At 47.4% G+C, this 20,408-nt stretch carries 22 protein-coding genes and 1 pseudogene; 4 read left to right on the top strand and 19 right to left on the bottom strand.

Annotated elements, in window-relative coordinates; genetic code table 11:
* Positions 1-3: 3 nt before the first annotated feature.
* Genes D0C16_RS13635 through D0C16_RS13620 form a run of 4 tightly spaced genes read right to left on the bottom strand, consistent with a single transcriptional unit; the run spans position 4 to position 3,854 of the window.
* Entirely contained in the window at positions 4-864 is an 861-nt protein-coding gene (locus D0C16_RS13635) for an SDR family oxidoreductase (RefSeq protein ID WP_151032891.1), read from the bottom strand.
* A 9-nt stretch (positions 865-873) separates the two neighbouring features.
* Complete coding sequence (locus tag D0C16_RS13630; protein WP_151032890.1) at positions 874-1,575, bottom strand: TenA family transcriptional regulator; 702 nt, start codon at positions 1,573-1,575, stop codon at positions 874-876.
* Complete coding sequence (locus D0C16_RS13625; RefSeq protein WP_191968487.1) at positions 1,562-3,109, bottom strand: AMP-binding protein; 1,548 nt, start codon at positions 3,107-3,109, stop codon at positions 1,562-1,564. The genes D0C16_RS13630 and D0C16_RS13625 overlap by 14 nt, the downstream gene beginning before the upstream one ends.
* On the bottom strand, positions 3,102-3,854 hold the full coding sequence (locus D0C16_RS13620) for a thermostable hemolysin (RefSeq protein ID WP_151032888.1): 753 nt from the start codon (positions 3,852-3,854) through the stop codon (positions 3,102-3,104). Before D0C16_RS13620 ends, D0C16_RS13625 begins: the two co-directional genes overlap by 8 nt.
* Positions 3,855-4,122: 268 nt before the next feature.
* Here D0C16_RS13620 and D0C16_RS13615 point away from each other — a divergent pair, with 268 nt between their 5' ends.
* Positions 4,123-5,487, top strand: a complete 1,365-nt coding sequence (locus tag D0C16_RS13615) for a GGDEF domain-containing protein (protein ID WP_151032887.1) — start codon at positions 4,123-4,125, stop codon at positions 5,485-5,487.
* A 26-nt stretch (positions 5,488-5,513) separates the two neighbouring features.
* Here D0C16_RS13615 and D0C16_RS13610 read toward each other — a convergent pair whose 3' ends face one another.
* From D0C16_RS13610 to D0C16_RS13560, 11 genes are all read right to left on the bottom strand, one after another.
* Positions 5,514-6,011 carry a GNAT family N-acetyltransferase gene (locus tag D0C16_RS13610; RefSeq protein ID WP_151032886.1) on the bottom strand — a complete coding sequence of 166 codons (498 nt, stop codon included), beginning with the start codon at positions 6,009-6,011 and terminating at the stop codon, positions 5,514-5,516.
* The gene (locus D0C16_RS13605) at positions 6,008-6,313 is read right to left on the bottom strand and encodes a chorismate mutase (protein WP_151032885.1); all 306 of its coding nucleotides are present in this window, start codon (positions 6,311-6,313) and stop codon (positions 6,008-6,010) included. Before D0C16_RS13605 ends, D0C16_RS13610 begins: the two co-directional genes overlap by 4 nt.
* A 10-nt stretch (positions 6,314-6,323) precedes the next feature.
* A complete protein-coding gene (locus D0C16_RS13600) occupies positions 6,324-6,656 on the bottom strand; it encodes an antibiotic biosynthesis monooxygenase (RefSeq protein ID WP_151032884.1) in 333 nt (110 codons plus the stop codon).
* Positions 6,657-6,702: 46 nt separating this feature from the next.
* On the bottom strand, positions 6,703-7,188 hold the full coding sequence (lspA, locus tag D0C16_RS13595; protein WP_191968486.1) for a signal peptidase II: 486 nt from the start codon (positions 7,186-7,188) through the stop codon (positions 6,703-6,705).
* Positions 7,189-7,250: 62 nt separating this feature from the next.
* Positions 7,251-7,820 (bottom strand): hypothetical protein, encoded by a 570-nt coding sequence (locus D0C16_RS13590; RefSeq protein ID WP_151032882.1) that lies wholly within the window; start codon positions 7,818-7,820, stop codon positions 7,251-7,253.
* Between the two features lie 46 nt (positions 7,821-7,866).
* Positions 7,867-8,544, bottom strand: a complete 678-nt coding sequence (locus D0C16_RS13585) for a tRNA (adenine(22)-N(1))-methyltransferase TrmK (protein ID WP_255482106.1) — start codon at positions 8,542-8,544, stop codon at positions 7,867-7,869.
* Positions 8,545-8,732: 188 nt separating this feature from the next.
* Positions 8,733-9,158 (bottom strand): GFA family protein, encoded by a 426-nt coding sequence (locus tag D0C16_RS13580; protein ID WP_151032880.1) that lies wholly within the window; start codon positions 9,156-9,158, stop codon positions 8,733-8,735.
* A gap of 223 nt (positions 9,159-9,381) precedes the next feature.
* The gene (locus tag D0C16_RS24455; protein ID WP_225318676.1) at positions 9,382-10,017 is read right to left on the bottom strand and encodes a hypothetical protein; all 636 of its coding nucleotides are present in this window, start codon (positions 10,015-10,017) and stop codon (positions 9,382-9,384) included.
* A 58-nt stretch (positions 10,018-10,075) separates the two neighbouring features.
* Positions 10,076-10,717 (bottom strand): DUF4145 domain-containing protein, encoded by a 642-nt coding sequence (locus tag D0C16_RS13570; RefSeq protein WP_151032879.1) that lies wholly within the window; start codon positions 10,715-10,717, stop codon positions 10,076-10,078.
* A gap of 142 nt (positions 10,718-10,859) precedes the next feature.
* Positions 10,860-11,606 (bottom strand): Abi-alpha family protein, encoded by a 747-nt coding sequence (locus D0C16_RS13565; RefSeq protein ID WP_151032878.1) that lies wholly within the window; start codon positions 11,604-11,606, stop codon positions 10,860-10,862.
* 132 nt (positions 11,607-11,738) lie between these two features.
* Positions 11,739-12,611 carry a hypothetical protein gene (locus D0C16_RS13560; protein ID WP_151032877.1) on the bottom strand — a complete coding sequence of 291 codons (873 nt, stop codon included), beginning with the start codon at positions 12,609-12,611 and terminating at the stop codon, positions 11,739-11,741.
* A gap of 636 nt (positions 12,612-13,247) precedes the next feature.
* Here D0C16_RS13560 and D0C16_RS13555 point away from each other — a divergent pair.
* The 3 genes from D0C16_RS13555 (at position 13,248) to ahpF (ending at position 16,157) form a co-directional block, all read left to right on the top strand.
* Positions 13,248-13,664: a hypothetical protein gene (locus D0C16_RS13555; protein ID WP_151032876.1), complete on the top strand. Its 417-nt coding sequence runs from the start codon at positions 13,248-13,250 to the stop codon at positions 13,662-13,664.
* A gap of 235 nt (positions 13,665-13,899) precedes the next feature.
* Positions 13,900-14,463, top strand: coding sequence for an alkyl hydroperoxide reductase subunit C (gene ahpC / locus D0C16_RS13550; protein WP_151032875.1), 564 nt, complete (start codon positions 13,900-13,902; stop codon positions 14,461-14,463).
* A gap of 128 nt (positions 14,464-14,591) precedes the next feature.
* Positions 14,592-16,157, top strand: coding sequence for an alkyl hydroperoxide reductase subunit F (gene ahpF, locus D0C16_RS13545; protein WP_151032874.1), 1,566 nt, complete (start codon positions 14,592-14,594; stop codon positions 16,155-16,157).
* Positions 16,158-16,222: 65 nt separating this feature from the next.
* Here ahpF and D0C16_RS13540 read toward each other — a convergent pair.
* From D0C16_RS13540 to D0C16_RS13525, 4 genes and pseudogenes are all read right to left on the bottom strand, one after another.
* Positions 16,223-17,176: pseudogene (locus D0C16_RS13540) on the bottom strand (polysaccharide deacetylase family protein); the annotation flags it as partial.
* A gap of 399 nt (positions 17,177-17,575) precedes the next feature.
* Positions 17,576-18,745, bottom strand: a complete 1,170-nt coding sequence (locus D0C16_RS13535; RefSeq protein WP_151032872.1) for a histidinol-phosphate transaminase — start codon at positions 18,743-18,745, stop codon at positions 17,576-17,578.
* A gap of 284 nt (positions 18,746-19,029) precedes the next feature.
* Positions 19,030-19,641: an alpha/beta hydrolase gene (locus tag D0C16_RS13530; protein WP_225318675.1), complete on the bottom strand. Its 612-nt coding sequence runs from the start codon at positions 19,639-19,641 to the stop codon at positions 19,030-19,032.
* Positions 19,642-19,755: 114 nt separating this feature from the next.
* On the bottom strand, positions 19,756-20,373 hold the full coding sequence (locus D0C16_RS13525; protein ID WP_225318674.1) for a LysE family translocator: 618 nt from the start codon (positions 20,371-20,373) through the stop codon (positions 19,756-19,758).
* Positions 20,374-20,408: the final 35 nt, after the last annotated feature.

Below are 20,408 nucleotides of genomic sequence, written 5' to 3'. Positions count from 1 at the left end.
CTCTTATCGTGTCGTGCTGGCAGCTGTTTTGCCAGTACTTGGAATCGTTGACGAAATGGAGTTGCTTGACGAGCGCGCGAAGCGACGAATAATGGGCAATTTACTCTGCAAGCCTTTGTCCACCAGTCGAGGGAAAATAGCATTGAGGCGGAGAAAAAATCGCTCCGGCCAACCCAGGTTTATATCGCGCAGTTTGTTTTGTACCAGTAAGTCTTCAATGGCTTCGGCCACTGTTGCGGGATCATCCACTGAGTTTCCCAGCGCATCATTGAGCGCTACCACAGCGTCAGAATTTATCCGCGTGTCAGTTGCGCGCGGTGCGACATATGCGATTTGAATTGGGGTGTTGGCGAGTTCGCGCCTTAAGGCTTCGGCAAAACCGCGCAGTGCAAATTTGCTCGCGCAGTAAGCACTGAATCCCGCGAAGCCAAGTGCGCCAAAGCTGGAGCCAATAAATAAAATTCGGCCATGCTCTTTGTGCAAAAACGGCATCACCTGGCGGGTGAGCAAAATGGTTGCAGTCACATTGGTGTTGATTACCTTTTCGATCGCCGCAGGCTCGTTATCTTCCAGCAAACCGAATAGGCTGACACCGGCGCAATTAATTAATACATCAACCGGGAGTTGCAGGGCGGTTAGTGCGACGCGAATGGTTTCCAAACCCTCGGCACTGGCGATGTCGGCTTGCAACGCGAAGCCTTTGTGCGCGGTATGTTGCAGTTCGCGTTCAATCCTGCGTAATTCATTGAGCGACCGACCGACTAAAATCACGCGCGCGCCGGCGCTCGCGAGTTGCCGTGCTATAGCTTCGCCAATACCGCCGGTAGCGCCAGTTAGTAAAATCGTTTTGCCATTCATATTCATGCGTTACTCCTAGGCAACTTTTGCGGCAGCGCTGTTGGGAGTAGCAAGCGGTGCGCTCGTGGGTTGATTGATCGAGCGGAAAATGTTCCCGTACAGTTTGAAAAACATTTTTGCCGCGTGAAGAATATCCTCCTGATCTTTCAGTTCGGTCAGGCTGTTCATGAGTTTGGCGAAAAACACCATGTGTTCCTGATCCAAACTGCCGTGGGAACGCAAATAGGAAAACGCCTTGTTGGGCAAGCCCAAATGCTGTTGGATAATGTCGGCCGCTTGCGAGGCCAAATTGATGCTGGTGCCTTCGAGCACAAACACCATGCCGAAAAACGCCATAGGGTTATTGCGCATAACGGTATCGTAGGCGTAAGCCACCATCAGTTCTGTGGCCATACCGGGGCGCCCGTGACGAATGGTTTCTTTATCGGCACCACAGGCTGCCAGGTCATTTAAAATCCATTCCTGGTGCCCCAGTTCTTCCTCAATATATTCAGCAATTGCTTCACGATAATTTTCTTTTTCCGCCGGCAAGCGGCTGCCCACCGCCATCAACAAAGGCACCGTATGTTTTACGTGGTGAAATGCCTGGGTGAGGAAATCGATGTATTCCTCCAGACTGAATTGGCCCTGGCTCATACAGCGTTGGATAATTGGAGCGCTCAACAAATAATTTCGCTCTTGTTCAGTTTCTTGCTGTAGGCGATCAAAGAATGTCATAAATAGCTCCTGCGTGTTGGCCCGTTTGTTGAGAAGAATCTGCGGTGGGTGTGGTGGCATAAATGGCGGTGATATCGCGTTGGTAGTGCGCCATAATTTCGTTGCGCCGCAGGCGACCATTGTCAGTCAGTAATTGATTGGCGGCGGTAAACGGGCTTGATGCCAGAATAAATTTTTTGATGTGTGCGTAATCGGGTAGTCCCTGATTAACGCGAGCGATCTCTTGTGTGATTTGTTCGGTCGTAACCTGGACGGATGCGGGAACTAAAATCGCACTGCAGTAAGGTTGTGCATCACCCACGACTATGCATTGCGCAATACTGCGGCACAGCGCCAATTCGGATTCAACCCATTCGGGAGAAATGTTGCGACCAAAACTGCTGATCAATAAATTTTTGCGTCGACCGGTAATAAATAAAAAGCCGTCGTCATCGAGGTAGCCCAGGTCGCCGGTGTCCAGCCACGCATCTTTACTCTGCGGGGCTTGGCCCCAGTAACCGGAAAATGTATTGCCGCTGACGAATATGGAACCTTGCTCAATGTTAATTTTAACGTGCGCCAAGGGCTTTCCCACGCTGCCGATTTTATTGGCCGCGGGCGAATTCAAACTAACAACAGACGCGCACTCCGATAAGCCGTACCCTTCGTAGACGGGCAAGCCGATGGCGCGCGCTTGTTGTATCAAACTGGATGATGTGCGTGCGCCGCCGACGGCGATAAATTTTAACGCGGCGGGCAGCGGGAAGCCCTGTTGGCTAGCCGCGACCAAGCCGAGCAAAATTTGCGGTAACACAATCAAGCTATTGGGATTGTAGTGATGCAGGCTGCGCAGCAAGGTGGGCAGGGATAATTCCGAACTGCCGAGCAAACCGGTATCGACACCGGCGAGTACCACAATGGTTTTACCCAATTGCAGCGGCACATACACACCGGCAACATTTTCCAGCAGCGTGCTCAGGGGCAGCAGAGTGAAGTGGCGATTAATTTCTGCGTCTGCACCGGGCGTGGAGTAAATACGCTCGATCAGTGCGTTGGTAACATTGGAAATCGCCGCTTCAGAAAGGCAAACACCTTTGGGGGCGCCAGTAGTGCCGGAGGTGAAGGTAATTTTGCTAATGTCAGCAGTTTTGCTCACTGATCCCGCGTTGCTAAGGAAATCGCAAAAAATACCCTCGTGGCTAGTGCTGCTGCGACGGGCGACCGGAGCAATGGATCGCGCATCACCCACCGTTAACAGGCAGCCTAATTCTGTATTTGTAATGACGTGGTTCAGTTGTGCATCAGAAAAAAACAGCGGCAAGGGAACCAGTGTTGTACCCGCCTTGCGCGCGGCGAGATCGGCAATAATCCACGCACACGAATTTTCGCCCCAGAGTCCAGCGCGACCAATATTATGGTCAGTTAACCATTGCGCGAGCAGATTTACCTGTTCAACCAATTGCGCATAATTGAACTCACACTGTTTGCTAATCAATGCAAGCTGTTGTGGTTGTTGCTGTGCGTGTTGCTCCAGCGAGGCGAAAAAATTATTCATCGTTTGCATCCTTTGCGCTGACGTTGTTGCGCGCGCGAAATTCGGTGCAAATTTTTTCAATCGCGCTGTTAATTGCCAATACCGTTGCGCGATACATGGGGTTTTTACGGGCGGCGGCCATTGCGGGGCGGTTATCACCAAACATCACTTGTGGTTTGTTGTCGTAATAGCTGCCCCAACTGGCACCGCCGTCGGGCAGCACCGCAGGGTTGGCATCCGCCAGTACAATAGGTGAGTAATGCAGGCGGGCAAGTAGCGCTTTTACTTCGCGGGTGCCGGTAAACATCACATAGTGGTAACCCAGGCGTTCCATCACTTCGCCAATCACAATAAATAACAACAGGCTGCTGCCTTTCCAGGTAGAGACCAGATTGCCGATTTCCACGATTTGGTGGCGCTCAATCGGCTGCTCCAACTTCTCACTAATCACTTTTTCCACCGGCGCCGTTAAGTATTGTTCGGCAAACAAGGTCCCGGTGCTGGCGGGCGCCAAGCCTACGGCGGCAGAGTATTCGCCACTGCAACGCAAGCTGATGATGTTAGGCAGGAAGTGGGTCACCTCGGCGTGGTGCACGGCGGCGAAGCGGTCGTGGATGTAGCGCTCAATGGCCGGGCGCTGTTCGGTACCGGGGGTATGCAAACCAAAGCGGGGAATGCGAATTTTCGGCAGGCGTGGCATATGCCATTTGTCAGCAACGCCCTGCTGGATTTGTGTTTCCGGGTATATGCCGGCTAGCTCTTTCATTGCTGCATCCTCAGTAGTGGGATTTCTTAGGATGCAGAATAAAAACCTAACCTTAAGACCTGCTTAAGAGAAATTAAGGTAGCCGAGGGCGGTGGGCGCTGGCAGGGGGATCTGGTGCAAATGTAGCGTGATTAGAGCGCCTCACGGGCACTTATAACTAAAAAAGTAAAACTTCAGCCGTGCCCTGGTAAACCCTGCTAAATCGAGTGAATCAATCGCTGGCGCGCCAACTATAATGTGACCATTGTGTGGACTAGTGGACTACCTGATGACAATAAAAACGCTGGCTGTTTCGCGGCACATGAATGCAGCAAAGATAGGCTTGGTTCTCATCACTATATTGGGGCTGTTTTCGTACCCCTATATTCCTCAAAAAAAGCTGCAGATTTTTCCAGGACCACATGTCTGGTGGGGGGCATTTACCGACGGAAGTCCCGCAAGTAAAACGACATATACATACAAAAACGAAAGTCAGTCGGCGATTGAGTGTGTATTTGGTGAGGCAGCCTCGTTCAATATGTGCGGCAATAGCAGCGTATTCGCTAATCAGGGTGTTGCGACCCGCGATCAGCTGGTGAGTGACCTGGCGTTTGCCACTAAAGTTTCTCCCAGTATTTCGTTGGATTTAACCGGTTATTCCGGTGTTTGGATTGAGATAGATTATCGGGGGCCGGCAAATTACATTTATCTGACGTTGCAAAATCATGAGCCTACGCTAGATCTGCCTGATCCGATTCGCCAATTTCGGCCGCAAAGCGTGGGCATAAAAACGTCTGAGCTCCATGAGCCGATATTTATTCGGTTGGATGAATTCAAAGTAAGCGATTGGTGGATAAAACTGTTTTCGCTGCATCGGGCAGAGTCCGATACCCGAATTAATCGCATACAAGCGCTAAACATTGAGGTTAAAGAGCAGCCGCCCCTTTCCAGGCATTACCTTGAAGTAAAATCAATTACGTTTATTGGAGAGCGGATCAGCAAGGAAAATTTCTATTTAATTTTCATAATCGCGTTTGCGACCTTGCTCGGGTTGGAAGGCGCTTTTCGAATCTATTCGCTGTACAAACGACATCGCGCTGCGCAGCTATCTCTGGACGCATTAAATGAGCACAACCAAAAGTTGCAGTCTGTGGCATTCAAGGATGAGCTTACCCAGCTGCTCAATCGCCGTGCGATCAGAGAAATTGTAAGCAAAAATATAGCGATTAAAACTCAGCAAAATTTGGCGATTGTAATTATTGATATCGACCATTTTAAGCGGTTCAACGATACCTATGGCCATGCGCTGGGGGACAAGGTATTGGCCAGCGTTGCGCAATTACTGAAACAGGTTTCACGGGATTTTGATCACGTGGCTCGTTGGGGCGGTGAAGAGTTTGTCATTGTCACGCAGGATGCTCCTGCCGAGAATTTACTGGTTTATGGAGAAAAGCTGCGGGAGAAAATCGCCGCTAGCCCGATTTTCAAAGAGGACATTTCAGAGCCTATATTTGTAACTATCAGTGTGGGAATTGCTCAGGGCCGTCTTGGTGAAAGTTTTGATGCAGCGCTGGAGCGCGCAGACCAAGCCCTGTATCAATCAAAACAAAAGGGCAGAAACTGCTGCACAATTTCTTTGGCAAATGATGTCTAGTGTTAGTGGGGGGCTGCTCGCAGTCGTCAGCTATTGTTTGTAGCTAACCAGTGCGGATTTACTATCGCCCAGCGCTCATGATCCTTCCACGCAAGCCCGCCCACGCGGAGATAATTTTTGGAAAACCCTTCTTTTATAAAACCCGCTTTGGCAACCAGCCGAATAGACGCGGTATTTTCCGGCTGAATATTGGCTTCCAAACGGTGCAAATTTAATCCTGCGAATGCCTCTTGCAACAGTAGCACCATGCCTTTGCTCATATAGCCCTTGCCTTGGTGAGGGCTAAACACCTCATATCCCACATAAGCGGATTGAAAATGGCCACGCAAAATTCCGGAAATATTGAACGTCCCCACAATTTGCGCCTGCGCACCCGCGCACACAAAATACCGGTGTTCCTGTGCCAAATAAGCATCGTAATCCTGCGGTGCATAAGTCCAGGGTTCGTGCAGCGAAACACTTTGCTGGTACAACTTTTTTATTTCAGCGAGGTCGCTTTGTTTGGGTTTTCTCAGGCTAATCATCGCGAATCCGCAAGAGCGGCGTGCTCTACCAGTTCAGCGTTGATGAAAGCTGAAATCATTGCGCGATAAACCGCTTCAACCACCGTTGGATTTGCATTCAGCTCTTTTGCCAATATTGTTACCTTGGCAATGACCTGCTCGACACGTTGCGGCGCTCTTACATCATCAGTGGTTTTCTTAAAGCGAGCTGCTTGTGCAACAAAATCGCCGCGCTGCGCGAGTAAATTAACCATTTCCCTATCAATCGCGTCTATATGGAGGCGAACCTCGTCTAGCGATTTACAAATAATTGAACGTTCCAATGGCGACTCCTTATTGGGTTATGTTTTGTTGCTTTGGCAAAATGCCAAATTCTTTATTGCCGTAAGTTTTTAACACCTGGGAAATAACCACCTGGTAGTTATCCAGCCATTTTTCGTGTTGCGCTTTTGCTTGCAGGTGCGTCGGGTGCTGCATTAACGCCTGTAATGCCTCTAATGATTCCCAGTAATACACCGTTGAAACGTATCCTGTGCTTGGATTTTCCCAAGCTTCTTCGCCCAGGTAACCAGGGATTGATTTGGCAGCCTCGGCAATGGAGTTATCTAGCTGATAAAAGTCGTCATCAAATTGCTTTTTCAAAAATATAAAGGTAGATGAATACATCAAATTTTCCTTTGGTAAAAAACGCTATTCCTGGCTGCGTTAACGCTTAAGTGAGTCGCTTCCCCAGTTTGGATGAGATAAATAAAAACCCGAATACGCCAGCCATAATGGCAACATCTGCAACATTAAACACCCCAGTTTGTAGCGGCCCCAGTTGCAGCAGCATAAAGTCTACGACTCGGCCATCATTTAACGCGCGGTCGTACAGGTTGCCAAAACCGCCGGCCAGTATTAACAAGCCCACTGTAAAACTGTATTTATTCATCGGTTTTATCATCAAGTAAATTAAGCCGATTACCAACACCAAACCCACCAAGACCGTAAAAACCATCAGTCGTACTTCGTCGGGAAATTTCGCACCAAAGCTCAGCATGGCACCGGTATTTTCGTGATAGGTCAGGCTGAAAAAACCATCTAAAAAAGAAATGGGTTCTTGCCCCTTCAGTAAATTCACCGCTTGTACTTTGGTGTAGCGATCACAACCAATGAGTGGAAGGAACACCAATAAGATTAAGATCATTTTAATTTTCATGTGGTTGTTCCTAATTCTTCGATAATTTTTATATCCACCTAGGCGCCGGTTGGTGGTGATAATCATTGGCTTAATAATTGAAAGCTTGCGCCCGCAAACAAGCCTATGCCGGCACCAATCGTCAAGTCTACCCCTGTGTGTCGTTGGAGACAAAGCCTTGACCAGCCAATAAATACGGCGAAAACGAGAATAGCAATGACTGCGGTTGTATCGGGGGTCATAAGCCAGCTTGCAAATACAGCAAATCCAACATGCAGTGATGGTTTTGCCACCGCACTAAATAAATGGCAAGCCAAAACAATAGCTCCAGAAAGTGCGACGGCAACTACTAACGCGGAAAGCTGGTTGCCTATGTACAAGGCGATAGCTCCAAGGAGCAAGGTTGCACTGGCGACCAGGTTCAGTTCCTTGCGCTCGCTTTTTTGTGAGGCGTCAACATGTGCCCATTGACCAGTTTTGGTTTTGAACAGGCAAAAAATTACGACCAGTAGCGCAAAACTAACAGCAATGAAAATCGTAAAAAGGCCCTTCGGTTGTTCGCCGGAATTTGCGACTGAAATTGCAGCGACCAAGGGCATTAACAATGCGGGATGTCCAATAAGTGATATGAAACGCGCGATATTAATTGTCATCCTTATTCCTGCTGTTGTCGCTGAGATCCAGGGTGTGGAGTTTACCTTAACAAAGTTGAAGGGTTACCGCACTATACGCATCTATGATTGGTTGCATTTCAGCGCCATTCTTGCGTTGCTTTCGCTTGTAATGCGCGAGGGTTTTGTTCAGGTAGTTAAACGCAAGATTAAATTCATCCTGATTGGGACACTGCCAAATCGTATTGCCGACGGGGCTCATCGCTGAAACACCAATATTGTTTTTTGGAGCCGTCAGGATAATTTCATAATAACGACGATTTTCAATCATCAAGGTTTCAGCTTTCAAACCAAGGTCGAGCGCAATTAATTGTTGTCTTAACGTGTAGTGGTGGTGCACCGGGCACAAGAGAAAATCTATTTCAGCAGTAGCATTATTTTGAGTAATTGCCTCCACCATCGCGCTCATTAAATCCCCGCCTACACCCGCAATAATGACTAAATGCTTCCCCTTGAATTCCTTTAATTGCAACTGACATAAATCCATACAGTGCACCTCCCATTGCGAATAAGAAAGAGAAGCGAAATCTGACCCAGCAACAATCGGAAAATAACGCTTCAGTTTACTTTCCAGCTGATCCATAAGGTCAGGCACAAGATCCACAAAATGTACACACGGCGCTGCCTTTTTGGCCACTAACGCTGCCCCCAAAAAGCCATGATCGCAGCAACAATCCCAAATATGATCGTATTGCGAAGTCACCATGGATTCGATTTGTCGTAGTCGTTTACTGAGTTTCAATTAGCAGGCTCTGTTAAGTATCTTCCGGGTAAAAAGTAGTGATTTATTTTTCGAGAAAAAGAGTTGTTCTGTCGGTCAGAAGTGGGGCTGTTTGCCGCTGTAGGTTGGGCAGTAATACCCAACATTATGGCATTATCCGATTGATTTCTGTGTTAGTTGTTTCCATTCAAAAGCTCTATTAAGTTTTCAATTTCAGGTTTCGTTTCGTACGGGTTGACACCTGTAGAAACTTTACTCCATTTGGCAGCTTCACAAACAAATATATTTGCAGCCACTTCAATATTTTGGCTGTCCATTAGCCCGGCAGGGACCCAATAAAACGGGCTCCCTCTAAATTTGTTAGGTACTGATGAACCGCACGTAATACAAAAGTGAGAAGTAAAACCTGTGTCTTTAACCCACTTTGAAACATTACCTTCGCCGGACAACCATTCAAATTTTTCTGTATTTATGACAGTTCCGCAGCTTGAAGCAGTTCCTGTTTGTTTTCTGCATAGTGAACAGTGACATTGATAAATTTTCAGTCGGTCTAGTTTTACTTCAAATTTTACTGAGCCGCACAAACAACTTCCAATCATTTCTAAAATCTCTTAGTGTCTTTTTTAGTATAAAGTTGCCATTCGTTTGAGAACTTTGTTGCGCTATTTCTTTTCCAAGTGGTGGCCGAAGCCATTAAAAAGTAAATATGGAATTACTGATATTAAAAGCCAGAGCCATTGGTGGCTGTAAGTCACCCACGTCCAACAAGCCCAAGCAAAAATAACAACAACGATTTTCAGAATTTTGTACATGCACCACTCCCTAAGGAAGAACCACGGGCTTTAGCCCCCACCTAACATAAACAAGATATGGAATAATGCGAGCAGTCCCCGAAGGGGTTGCAAGATAAATTGGAGTTTTCGCGGCAGCTCGAACAAATAGATTAATGGGGCGGCCTGTTGATGTCATGTAGACACCAGGGCCAAACAGCCCAAATTTCGTTGAATTTATTGTTGCTGAAGCTGAAATTCCTTGCGCTCCTTTTGCAGTAGTAAAATGTACGAGATTTTTAGGAAGCGTAGCAAAACCGTAACCAGCCGTTGCCAATGTAATTGCAGTTGTAGGCGCAACTTCGGGAGTCCAAAGTGCGGCAAATACTCCCGGTACATGAGCTAGTGGAGCAAGAGGATGTTTTGATTTAACCGCAATGTCCGCCCAATATTGAGCTGCATTATCTCCCGCGATTGTCGTTGTGCGATATAGATGAGCCATTTGGTTAAAAAATTTGGAAATAGAACCAGTTTCAGAAACTTCTACAGGCGCGCCACAAGCAGAAGTTTTGCACATAATAGATGATGAGTTCATAAACATTCCTTTAGCGATGATTAAGCCTAACGTGCGGTCCAGCCGCAGTTTGTAAGCGGCGCATTTTCGATAAACTTCGGGCAGTGCATTCACTAAATGCGCCGCTTACAATGCGTCCAGCAAACGAAGTTTGCGAGCCCGGCGCGACTTGTTATGCTAGGTAGCTAAGGAGCACACCTTCTATATCTTGAATCATATTTTCAACATCAAGATCAGTAAATTCTTCTGGCTTACCATGAGCGGCACTATTGCGAATGTCTGCAATAGCAGTTATTCGTTTTTGTTGAAGTTTGTTATACACACCTGCTTTCGCAAGCTGGCCATTCATTGTGTCTAGCTTCCCGATTGGCAATCCATGCGTAGAGCATAGATCTCTTAATGCCGTTTCCAATACAACTCCAGCGATAACTGCTGAAGCCAATTTATAGCCACTTCTTAATAATTCACTTGCCTGCTCCAACTCACTTTCAAATACTTCTGCTTGGACAAGGCTTTTTAAAGATGCTAGATAACCACCTTCAAAATCTTCTTTTGCTGCGAGAAAAACAGCGCCAACTCTTTTTAAAATGTAATAACTTGACTCCATTGGTTGTGGAATTTCTGCTTTTAGAAAAGATTGAAAGTGCTGCGATTTTTCACCGCATGCATTAGTTAATAAATTTTTTGTTTTTACTTTCCAGCCGAGAAACATCTCTTCATCAATTTTGTTTCCAGTACCAGCATTGACAGTTGCCTCAACAACATTAAGTTGTTGATTAAGCTCATGAAATCTTTGACTCAGCCTTTTAATCATTATGATTTCCTTTAGTACGCATATTTAAGCATAGCCGCGATAAACGGTAGTTTTTAAGTTGCACTTTTGCCATAAAATGGAGCGCAGCGGAATGGCAAAATTGCAACTTAAAAGCCATTCGTTTGATTGCTTTGTTAGGGCCTTATGTTTCACTAAGTGGAGTACAAGCCTCAAGAAACATTCGCCCATACTCTGTTAATTCAAGATAGCGATATACTATATTTTTAACACCGGTAGCTCGATGACGGGAATCTGTGTCCATATAAACTTCCGAATACTCATTCAAGACAACAAGCTTAAGGCGCTGTAGATTTTCTAGCCATAGCTGGGCGTACGGACATTCTCCAAAACCTAGTTGTTGGCAATACCTCAAAAATTGGCTTTCGATATATTCATGCTCTAATGAATAGCGATTGTCCTCTTCCTTTAAAATTAGAGTTCCTTCAATTTTATTAAAGCTAATAAATACTAGCGCCTCTTGAGGCGACAGCTGGCTAATTAAATTTATAAATGAAGGGTGTACCATTGCTTGACTTCGAGAGTCCATTGCTTTCAATAATAATTCCGCGTAAAGGTCACGAAGCTCTGGTGAATCTGAGGAAATCGAAATTGAAGTTATTGCAGAAACAGCAATACTGTTTGGTGGCGAACAGCGAAACTCCGATGGCGTAGAATTTAAACGCTTCTCAATTTTTGCTTTTAGCCACTCTTTAGAGTGCTCGAAGCCCCAGTCAAGCATTGCTACAGGGGACAAGCCAATCTTGAATATTGTTTCAATAGCTAAGCCAACTTGACGCGTTCCGGGTTTAGCAATGTCTGAATATATTTCAGATGTAACCTTACCGATAGTTTCATTTATTACTCGAGCACCTTCACTCTCGATAGACATAGATATTGCCTCAGGTTTTGCTTGCTCTAACGCTAAGCTCAGCTGTGGTTTTGATGTTGCATTTTTCGGCTTAAAATGAGCGCAGCGAATGCCGAAAAATGCAACATAAAAACCATCAGATGCAGCGCCTTGTTATGCTTGAAGTTGTTGAGATCTATATTTACGAACGAAGATATATTTAGGATGAGCGCACCAAATAACTGGCTTTCCAGACCCTCCGCCTGAAAACATACACCGCCCATATACCAGTATGTATGCTCCAGCTAGTTCCTCTAAATCTTCCACTTCAAAGGAGCTTAAAAAGCTCTGAGTCACGTCCTCAAATATTGCAACACTAGCGGAACCATACTGTTCCCCTGAGTTTAGCCATAACTTTCCGTCTGCAGTATATTTTGCAGACGCGATAGGGCCCCAATAAAATTGCATTTTTTCGTGATGCGATTCTTTAGATATTTTCTCAAAGCCAGCAACAATACTATTAACCATACCTGAGATTAGAATTTCTTCTGAATTTTTAAAGAATGAAATTTCAGTGTTAGATTCTCTAAATGCGGGGCTTTGTACCAATCTATGCAAAATACGCTTGAGAGTGAATTGCTGGCTAGCTTCTCTGTTGCTGCCCTTTAGTACAAAGGTTCTACCCCCCTCTCCTTGTAAGCTATTCGTGGGTTTTGTATTTTCTACGACCTCAACAACTCCACCAACTTCTTTATCAAGCTGAATAATAATTTTATCGCCAGATTTAACTTCGTCCACTTCAACGGATGATCCATCATTTTTATCGTCGGACATGACATATTCGATTTTAAGAGAACAGTTGTCGTCATGCCTTGCACAAAAATGAGCAGGGTGACCGTGACTACTCTCTTTGCGAAACCAAGCAAACTCTTCACATTCGACACACACTAGACTTAAGCGTTTAGATTCTAAAACTGAGGATTCCAATAACGAAAATGGGCGAGCTTCCCAAACTTTATTATCTGATGTGCATTTTGCATATTGCATATTTTTTTCCTTTAAGAGAATGCTGGTTTATGAGAAGCCTAACAGTTTATTAAATTGCACCAACTATATAACCCGCAGAAAGTTATTCCAACTAATTTGATGTGGGGCTGCATAACTCCAAAAAATGGATTAACCATCAATCGATTATTCCAAGCTAAATAAAGGGTTAACTAATATTCCGAGTTAATTATGGAGTTATACGGCACAAGTAATCCTAATTAGTTACCCGGCTCATTTGCCTGACTGTCCGCTTGGGGCACTTTACTGCCTTAACATTTGTTGGGGTTCGCAAGCTCACCGCCAACCTACGGGAGTATGTTGCTGGACGGGTTCATTATGTGCCGGGGTTCAAGAAGGCCAATAGAGACGATAGCAAGCTTTTGATGCTATCTGAATTACATTCCGTTACCCAGCGGTTTGCCAATCTTCCCCTGGTCTAATGGTTGACACAATTGCAACAATTCTCTTTTTCTGCGGCATAGTTCTGACAACTTCGTGGCCTAAGATGGCTACATGAACGAGCGGCAAGGATGTCGGGAAGGTGGCAGGAATGCTTGTTCATTAACTTCCGAAAGGATACTCAAACTGGCTTGCCATAGCGGCAAGTAAACTGAAATTTTTTGCGAGGATGCAATCATGTTGAAATCTAAATCTGTTCTGTTTGCCACGTTAGTGTTGGCTACCCAATTTGCTGCTGCCGGTGGCCTTGTTCTTGAGAAACAAGTGACCCCGCCCTTTGATCAACAACTTCAAGGCAGTTTGATGCTGGAGAAGCAAGTGGATAATGGCGGCCTGGTAGTTGAGGGCATTATTGTGCCGGATCGTAAAACCGCCGGCGTCATCGTGCCTGACCGCAAGGGTTCAAATTCGGCGGTAGAGGATCAAACGGATAATGGTGGCTTGGTTATCGAAAAGTCCCCGGTGCTTGAGCGCGGTGGTATCAAACTGCTCAGTGGCGGTTTAATTGTCGACAGGCATGTTGCAGGCGGCATGATTGTGGATCAACACTTGGCGGGCGGCCTGATTATCGACCGTCACGGCAGAAACGTGTAACGGCGATTCTTTAGCGCAGCCCGGCTCACTAAACACTCCTATCAAAAGCCGCCGCGTCCGGGATGGACGCGGCGGCTTTTTTGTCCGCTTGTCATAGCCAATTAAAATTAATGTTTTATTGTTGATAAATTTTAAATATCGGTGGTATGGCCACATTCAATTAGCCGCTTGGCGCCTGACTCCCTAATCTGTGCCCGTCGAAGCAATTAACCCAACAGACTCAGGAGTACTACTCATGGCAACTATTAATTCTGTAATCAAACCATTCAGCGCCCAGGCTTACCATCAAGGCAAGTTTGTGCCAGTGACCGATGCTGACCTGAAAGGCAAGTGGTCAGTCGTGTTCTTCTACCCGGCGGACTTCACCTTTGTATGCCCCACCGAACTGGGCGATCTGGCCGACAACTACGCGGAATTCCAAAGCATGGGCGTAGAGATCTACTCAGTGTCTACCGACACTCACTTCACCCACAAAGCATGGCACGACAGCTCTGAGACCATTGGCAAGATCCAATACCCAATGATCGGCGACCCAACTGGCACTATCACCCGTAACTTCGGTGTGATGATTGAAGAAGCCGGTCTGGCGGATCGCGGTACTTTCGTGATCGATCCGGAAGGCAAAATTCAAATCATCGAAATCAATGCCGGCGGTATCGGTCGCGATGCCTCTGAACTGCTGCGCAAAGTTAAAGCCGCGCAATATGTTGCGAGCCACCCGGGTGAAGTGTGCCCGGCCAAGTGGAAAGAAGGTGAAGCGACTTTGGCTCCATCTTTGGATTTGGTTGGCAAGATCTAAGTTATTTCTACCTAATCAAATCCCTCCAAGCCTCCCTTAGCTACGCGCCCCGTATAAAAGGGAGGAATGTGACCTCCCCTCTTTGAAAAAGAGGGGCAGGGGGAGTTTCAAATTTTATGGAGAACACCATGTTAGATGCTGCGATTAAAGGCCAACTCAAAGCCTATTTGGAAAAACTGCAACGCCCCATCCAACTGGTTGCTAGCCTGGATGAGAGTTCAAAAAGCGAAGAGTTAAATAATCTTTTGTTAGACATTGCGACGCTGTCTGGAAAAGTGAGTGTAAGTAATCTGGGTAACGCCGCGTATCGCCCATCATTTTCTATTGCTGCACTGGGTGAAGCACCGCGAATTGAATTTGCGGGAATTCCCATGGGGCACGAATTTACCTCGCTGGTGTTGGCCTTATTGCAAACCGGCGGACATCCACCCAAGGTGGATGCAAAAACCATTGAACAAATTAGAGCAATTGAGGGCAAATTTCATTTTGAAGTGTTTGTCTCGCTCTCCTGCCACAACTGCCCGGACGTAGTGCAGGCCGTAAATTTGTTGGCAGCGATCAACCCGAATTTTTCAGCCACTATGATCGATGGCGCGCTTTTTCAAAACGAAGTCGAGCAGCGTAAAGTCATGGCGGTTCCCAGTGTGTATTTGAATGGTGAGCATTTCGGACAGGGCCGTATGACGCTGGAAGAAATTATCGCGAAAATTGATACCGGCGCGGCCGAGCGCGATGCCAAAGCCTTGGGTGAAAAAGATCCGTTTGATGTATTGGTTATTGGCGGTGGCCCTGCGGGCGCAGCGGCGGCGATTTATTCCGCGCGTAAAGGCATTCGCACCGGTGTAGTGGCCGAGCGTTTTGGTGGGCAAGTGTTAGATACAGTCGGCATTGAAAACTTTATTTCCGTGAAAGCGACAGAAGGCCCGAAATTGGCCATGGCGCTGGAGCAGCACGTTAAAGAATACGATGTGGATGTAATGAATCTGCAAAAAGCGGCGGAGGTTATTCCTGGTAATAATCCCGGTGATCTGGTGGAAGTCAAACTCGCCAGCGGTGCCAGCGTTAAAAGTAAAAGCGTGATTCTCGCCACTGGCGCACGCTGGAGAGAGATGAATGTTCCCGGCGAGCAAGAATATCGCGGCAAAGGCGTAGCCTACTGCCCACATTGCGATGGCCCTTTATTTAAAGGCAAACGCGTAGCAGTGATTGGTGGTGGCAACTCAGGCGTGGAAGCGGCGATTGATTTGGCGGGAATTGTGGCTCAGGTAACCCTGATTGAATTCGATTCAAAGTTGCGTGCAGATGCAGTATTGCAGCGCAAATTATTCAGCTTGCCCAACGTAACAGTGATCACCGAAGCCTTAACCTCTGAGGTGGTCGGCAATGGCGAGAAAGTTACGGCGCTGAAATACAAAAGCCGCAATACCGATGAAATCGCCACTGTGGAACTGGACGGTATTTTTGTGCAAATCGGTCTGCTGCCCAATACCGATTTCTTAAAAGGCACAGTGCAGCTGACGAATCGCGGTGAAATTGAAATCAATGCGCGCGGAGAGACGTCAGTGCCTGGTGTATTTGCCGCGGGCGATTGTACCAACGTGCCCTACAAGCAAATCATTATCGCCATGGGGGCCGGTGCCAGCGCCTCTTTGGGCGCGTTTGATTATCTGATTCGTACCAGTAGCCCGTGCTAAATAAAAAAGGCATCGCAAACGCGATGCCTTTTTATAGTTTACCGCAGAATTACGCGCGATTTTTAAGGTGCAACTGCGCGGCCGGTGGCGGGGTCTATCTTGCCAGGGCAGAGTCTTTTAGCACGCAAATTGGCGGCAATCTGGGCCAGCGCACCGTTAGTGGTTGAATAGCCATCGTGCATTAAAATCACTTGGCCATTTTGCAATTGGTTAACCGCGTTGGCGATACTGCTGCTGCTAGCGCCATTCCAATCTTGCGAGTCGACATTCCAGGTGATAATGCGCAAGCCAAGCGCGCTTGCTGCTTGTTGTACGGTGGAATTGCTTTCACCGTAGGGTGGGCGAAACAACGTTGGTTTTGGTGCGCCGGAATTCTGAATTGCTTGGTTGGTGCGGTTCAGTTGGTCATAAACTTGTTGATAGCTGTAACCGTTGAGATGTGGATGGTTGTAGCTGTGATTTTGCAACACGCCGACGCTGCGCATCTGCCCCAGCATGGCGGAATTCGCGGCAGCGCGCTCGCCCCACACAAACCAGGTGACCGGGGTTAAATTATTTTGTTTTAACAAGCTAATCAGTGTGGCGGTATTGTTGGTGGGGCCATCGTCAAAGGTCAGGCCAACATAACCGCTACAACTTGCGCTTGAACTGGAACTACCACCACCGCCAGTCCCGCAGTTTCCGCTCATGCATTCGTAGGTGTAACCGAATCCGATATAACCGTTGCAGTGCATGGTTTCCGAATAGGAGCCGCCGCCACAACTGCCATTCGCATAGAGGCCGGTATTAGTGCGCATGTTTTCTGCCTGGCGAATTTCGTTGTTAACCCGCAGATAATCGACTACTACGTCACGCCCACTGGCGTCGTTGTCGTATTGCACCTGAATATCGCCAGAGGCGCTGCCCGTGTAGGTGTAATCTTTCAGGCTGGTTGTCAGTGTCCACTGAGCTACCGTTGCACCAGCCACCTTGAGGTTGATGTGTTCGGTTCCGGCGACGCCGCGCGCGCGTAGCGTAATAGTTTGCGCGTCGGCGGCGGCTGCCAACAAAATGCCAGCGAGAATTGCCGCAAGGCTGCGTAGATAAGTCATGGAGAATCTCCGGGAGTTTTCCGCGGCTGAATTATTAAATGAGCGCGGAGTGAAAGTTGATCCTGCGGGAATGCAGGGGGCCAGATCCATCACTACTTATTATTTAAAACGATGGGTCGGGATAACTATTTAGTGATCCGCAATGATATTGTCAATTAAACAATAAGCATCTTGTCGGAATGACAATAAAGCGTTACTTGCTTGACGCTTAAGTGCTTTTAGTTGGGTAAACTTGTAACATATGTGTTCTAGTGTACAAGTTTTGGTTTCGGCGAGGAAATAGGGAGACTACAACGGCCGCCGAGTATTCGACGGCCGTTGCCAGAGTTAATCGGCAATGAGCAAATTACTGGTCGTATTGTTTGGTTTGCCGAGCGCATGCAATTCAATTTTGAATGCATTGATCAGGTGATTTACGTCGTCTGCCGGGCGCGCCGCTATGCGGAAATATTGCTCGCTGGAGCCGAGTTTGTTGCCGCAATTGCGAATAAAGCAACCGTGTTGTTGCAACACGCGATCGCGCAATTCGGTGCCGTTAATATCATCGCGCAATTTGACAAAAATAAAATTGGAATGCGTTGGGTAGACTGTGAACTCTGGTAATTCTTCAAAGCGCTCCGATAAATAAATCGCATCGGCAATCGTTTTCAAACGACTCTCGTGGTATGCCTGATGTTCATCTTTAATCAGATGCAACAGCATCTCGGTAATGCCGTTGACATTCCAGTAGGGCAGGTGAGTGCGCAGCTTGGCAATATTGTTCTCATTACTAATTGCAAAGCCCATGCGCAAGCCGTGCAGGCCCACATTTTTCCCCAGGCTTTTTAATACCCAGGCATTTGGATAACTGGCCACGTCATTTTTTATTGACGGCGGTTCTTCGCCCGAGAAGTCGATAAACGATTCATCAATCACAATATTATCCAGCTCGGGTAATGCCGCGAGAATTTGCAAAATTTCGTCACGCGATAAAATCGAGCCGGTAGGGTTATTGGGATTACAAATTACCAGGTTGCGTGCGCCGGATTTTTTTACTTCAGCAATTAAGGTTTCTGGCGCGGCGTATTGATTGTTGGCGTCTTCATAGCGATAGGTGTGAAGTTCAACTCCCAACCCTTGTGGCTCTTCTATCCAGCGGCCAAAGGAAGGCACAGGTACGAATAAACTCTCCTGAATAAATAGCGAATTTAACCAGGAAATAATTTCCGTAGAGCCATTGCCGGCAATAATTGTTTTGGGGTTATGGACGCCGGAAAATTGCGCAATATTCTCGGCAATGCTTTCGTTTGAGCCGGGGTAGTATTTCAACGCGTAGGCGATGCGCTCTTGCAATTTGTCCATTACTTGCTGTGGTGGAAAATACGGGTTCACCGGAATGCAGTAATCGCGTAGGCCATTAATTTCGCTGAATTGCTTGGTCAGGCTTGCAAACGAAGGATTGTGGGTAGTTTTACCAAACAGGCTGGTATCAAACGGCGTATTGGGGGCGTTACTCATGGGACAGATTCCAGTTGGGCTAAGCCTTACCGCATCCGGGTTAATGATACTTCTGTTAACTGTCAGGAATTGAAATGCTGCTGATTGCTCTGCCGGTTCCAAGGGGGAATCGACGCGATGAAAACGCAAGCGGGAGTGCGATAAAGCCAGGACGTTATTATTAGTGGTTGCCGCGAATACCTGTCAGGGGGTATTCGCGGTGCACTCTATCGAGATTAATTCGTATTCGCAAATTGCCGTGTAGAAACTGTGACCCGGTTCTTGAGTTGGCTGGTGAGTGGCGCTTAAGCCGCTGTTGCGTGACCTTGGCTTGGCGTTTTGGTTGCGCGTTTATCCAATACCCGGGTTTTTCGTAGGAGTTGTTGTAATTGATTCACGCCCTCCGGCCAGTCGCCTAAATTGGACGCGCTATTGATATGCCCAACATTTTTATAACGCAGATAATCAGCCCCCCACAATAATGCCCAGTAGGCAGCTTTGGCTTCGGTCAGCCAGGGGTCATTGCTGCTGGCAATAATCCGGGTTGATACGCGTAGCGGTTGTTGCGGCAAGTGTGTGGCTATCCCGAATTTATCCGGATCGGCAGGTGCCACCAAAAATAAGGCGGCAATTTTTTCCGGAAACTCCTGCGCGATACTCGCGCTCGCCAGAGCGCCAAAGCTGTGGGCAATAATCACTACCGGTTTATCGATGTTTTGCAGTTGCGCGCGAATCCCCCGCTTCCATTTTTCCAAATCAGGCGTGTCCCATTCTGCGAGTTCAATGCGGTTACTGTGCGGCAATTTTGCTTCCCAGCGGCTCTGCCAGTGCTGGGCATCGCTATTGCGTAAACCGGGCACAATTACTATCGGTTGTTCGCGCAATGATTGTGGGAAAAACGAATCGACGTTGGACATGTTGCTGCCTCCTCAAGTTGATAGGCGCAGCTTAGGGATTTTTGGCGAGCCTGAAAAAGAATTGTTTTTTCTTTGCTTATATCGAAATTTTGCAGGGGCAGCGAATGGTTTGGCTCAAAGTTGCGTAAACGCCAGGGCGATGCCAGCCGCGATGAGGGTGCCGCCGGAGATGCGGTTAAACCAGCGTTGGTGAGCCGGGGATTTAAGCCAGCGCATAATCGCGCTGCCGCCCGAGGCGTAAATCGCCATCCAGAGCAAATCGGTAATCAGAAAAATAACCGTAAGCAGAGCGAATTGGGCTGGCATTGGTTGGTGGATGTTGATGAACTGTGGAAAGAGGGCGCCAAAATAGATTAAGCCTTTGGGGTTGGTTATCGCCACCACCAGCGATTTCCAAAACAGGTGGCTGCTGCGCACTGCAGGTAAATCTTCTTGCAGGTTGTGTGGTTTGGCGCGGATCTGCTCTGCGCCCAGATACACCAGATAAGCGGCGCCTATCCATTTGATCAGATTAAACACCCATTCCGATTGTTCTACCAATAATCCCAGGCCAACGGCCGATAAAAGCATGAGTACCAGGTTGCCGGCGCTGGCGCCGAGCATGGTGAAAATCGATTTGGCAAAACCAAAACGGCCCGCATCGGCCATGCACGACAGCATCACCGGCCCGGGGCTGGCCGAGACAATAAATGTGAGGGTGCTAAACAGCCAGAGTTGTTCGATCGAGATCATTTAATAAAAGTGCAAGCCGGGTCGCCTGCAGTGTA

It is taken from the genome of Cellvibrio sp. KY-GH-1 (assembly GCF_008806975.1).
Classification (GTDB): Bacteria; Pseudomonadota; Gammaproteobacteria; order Pseudomonadales; family Cellvibrionaceae; genus Cellvibrio.
The sequence above is the reverse complement of the archived record's forward strand: the minus strand, read 5'-3'. Positions and strand labels throughout refer to the sequence as shown.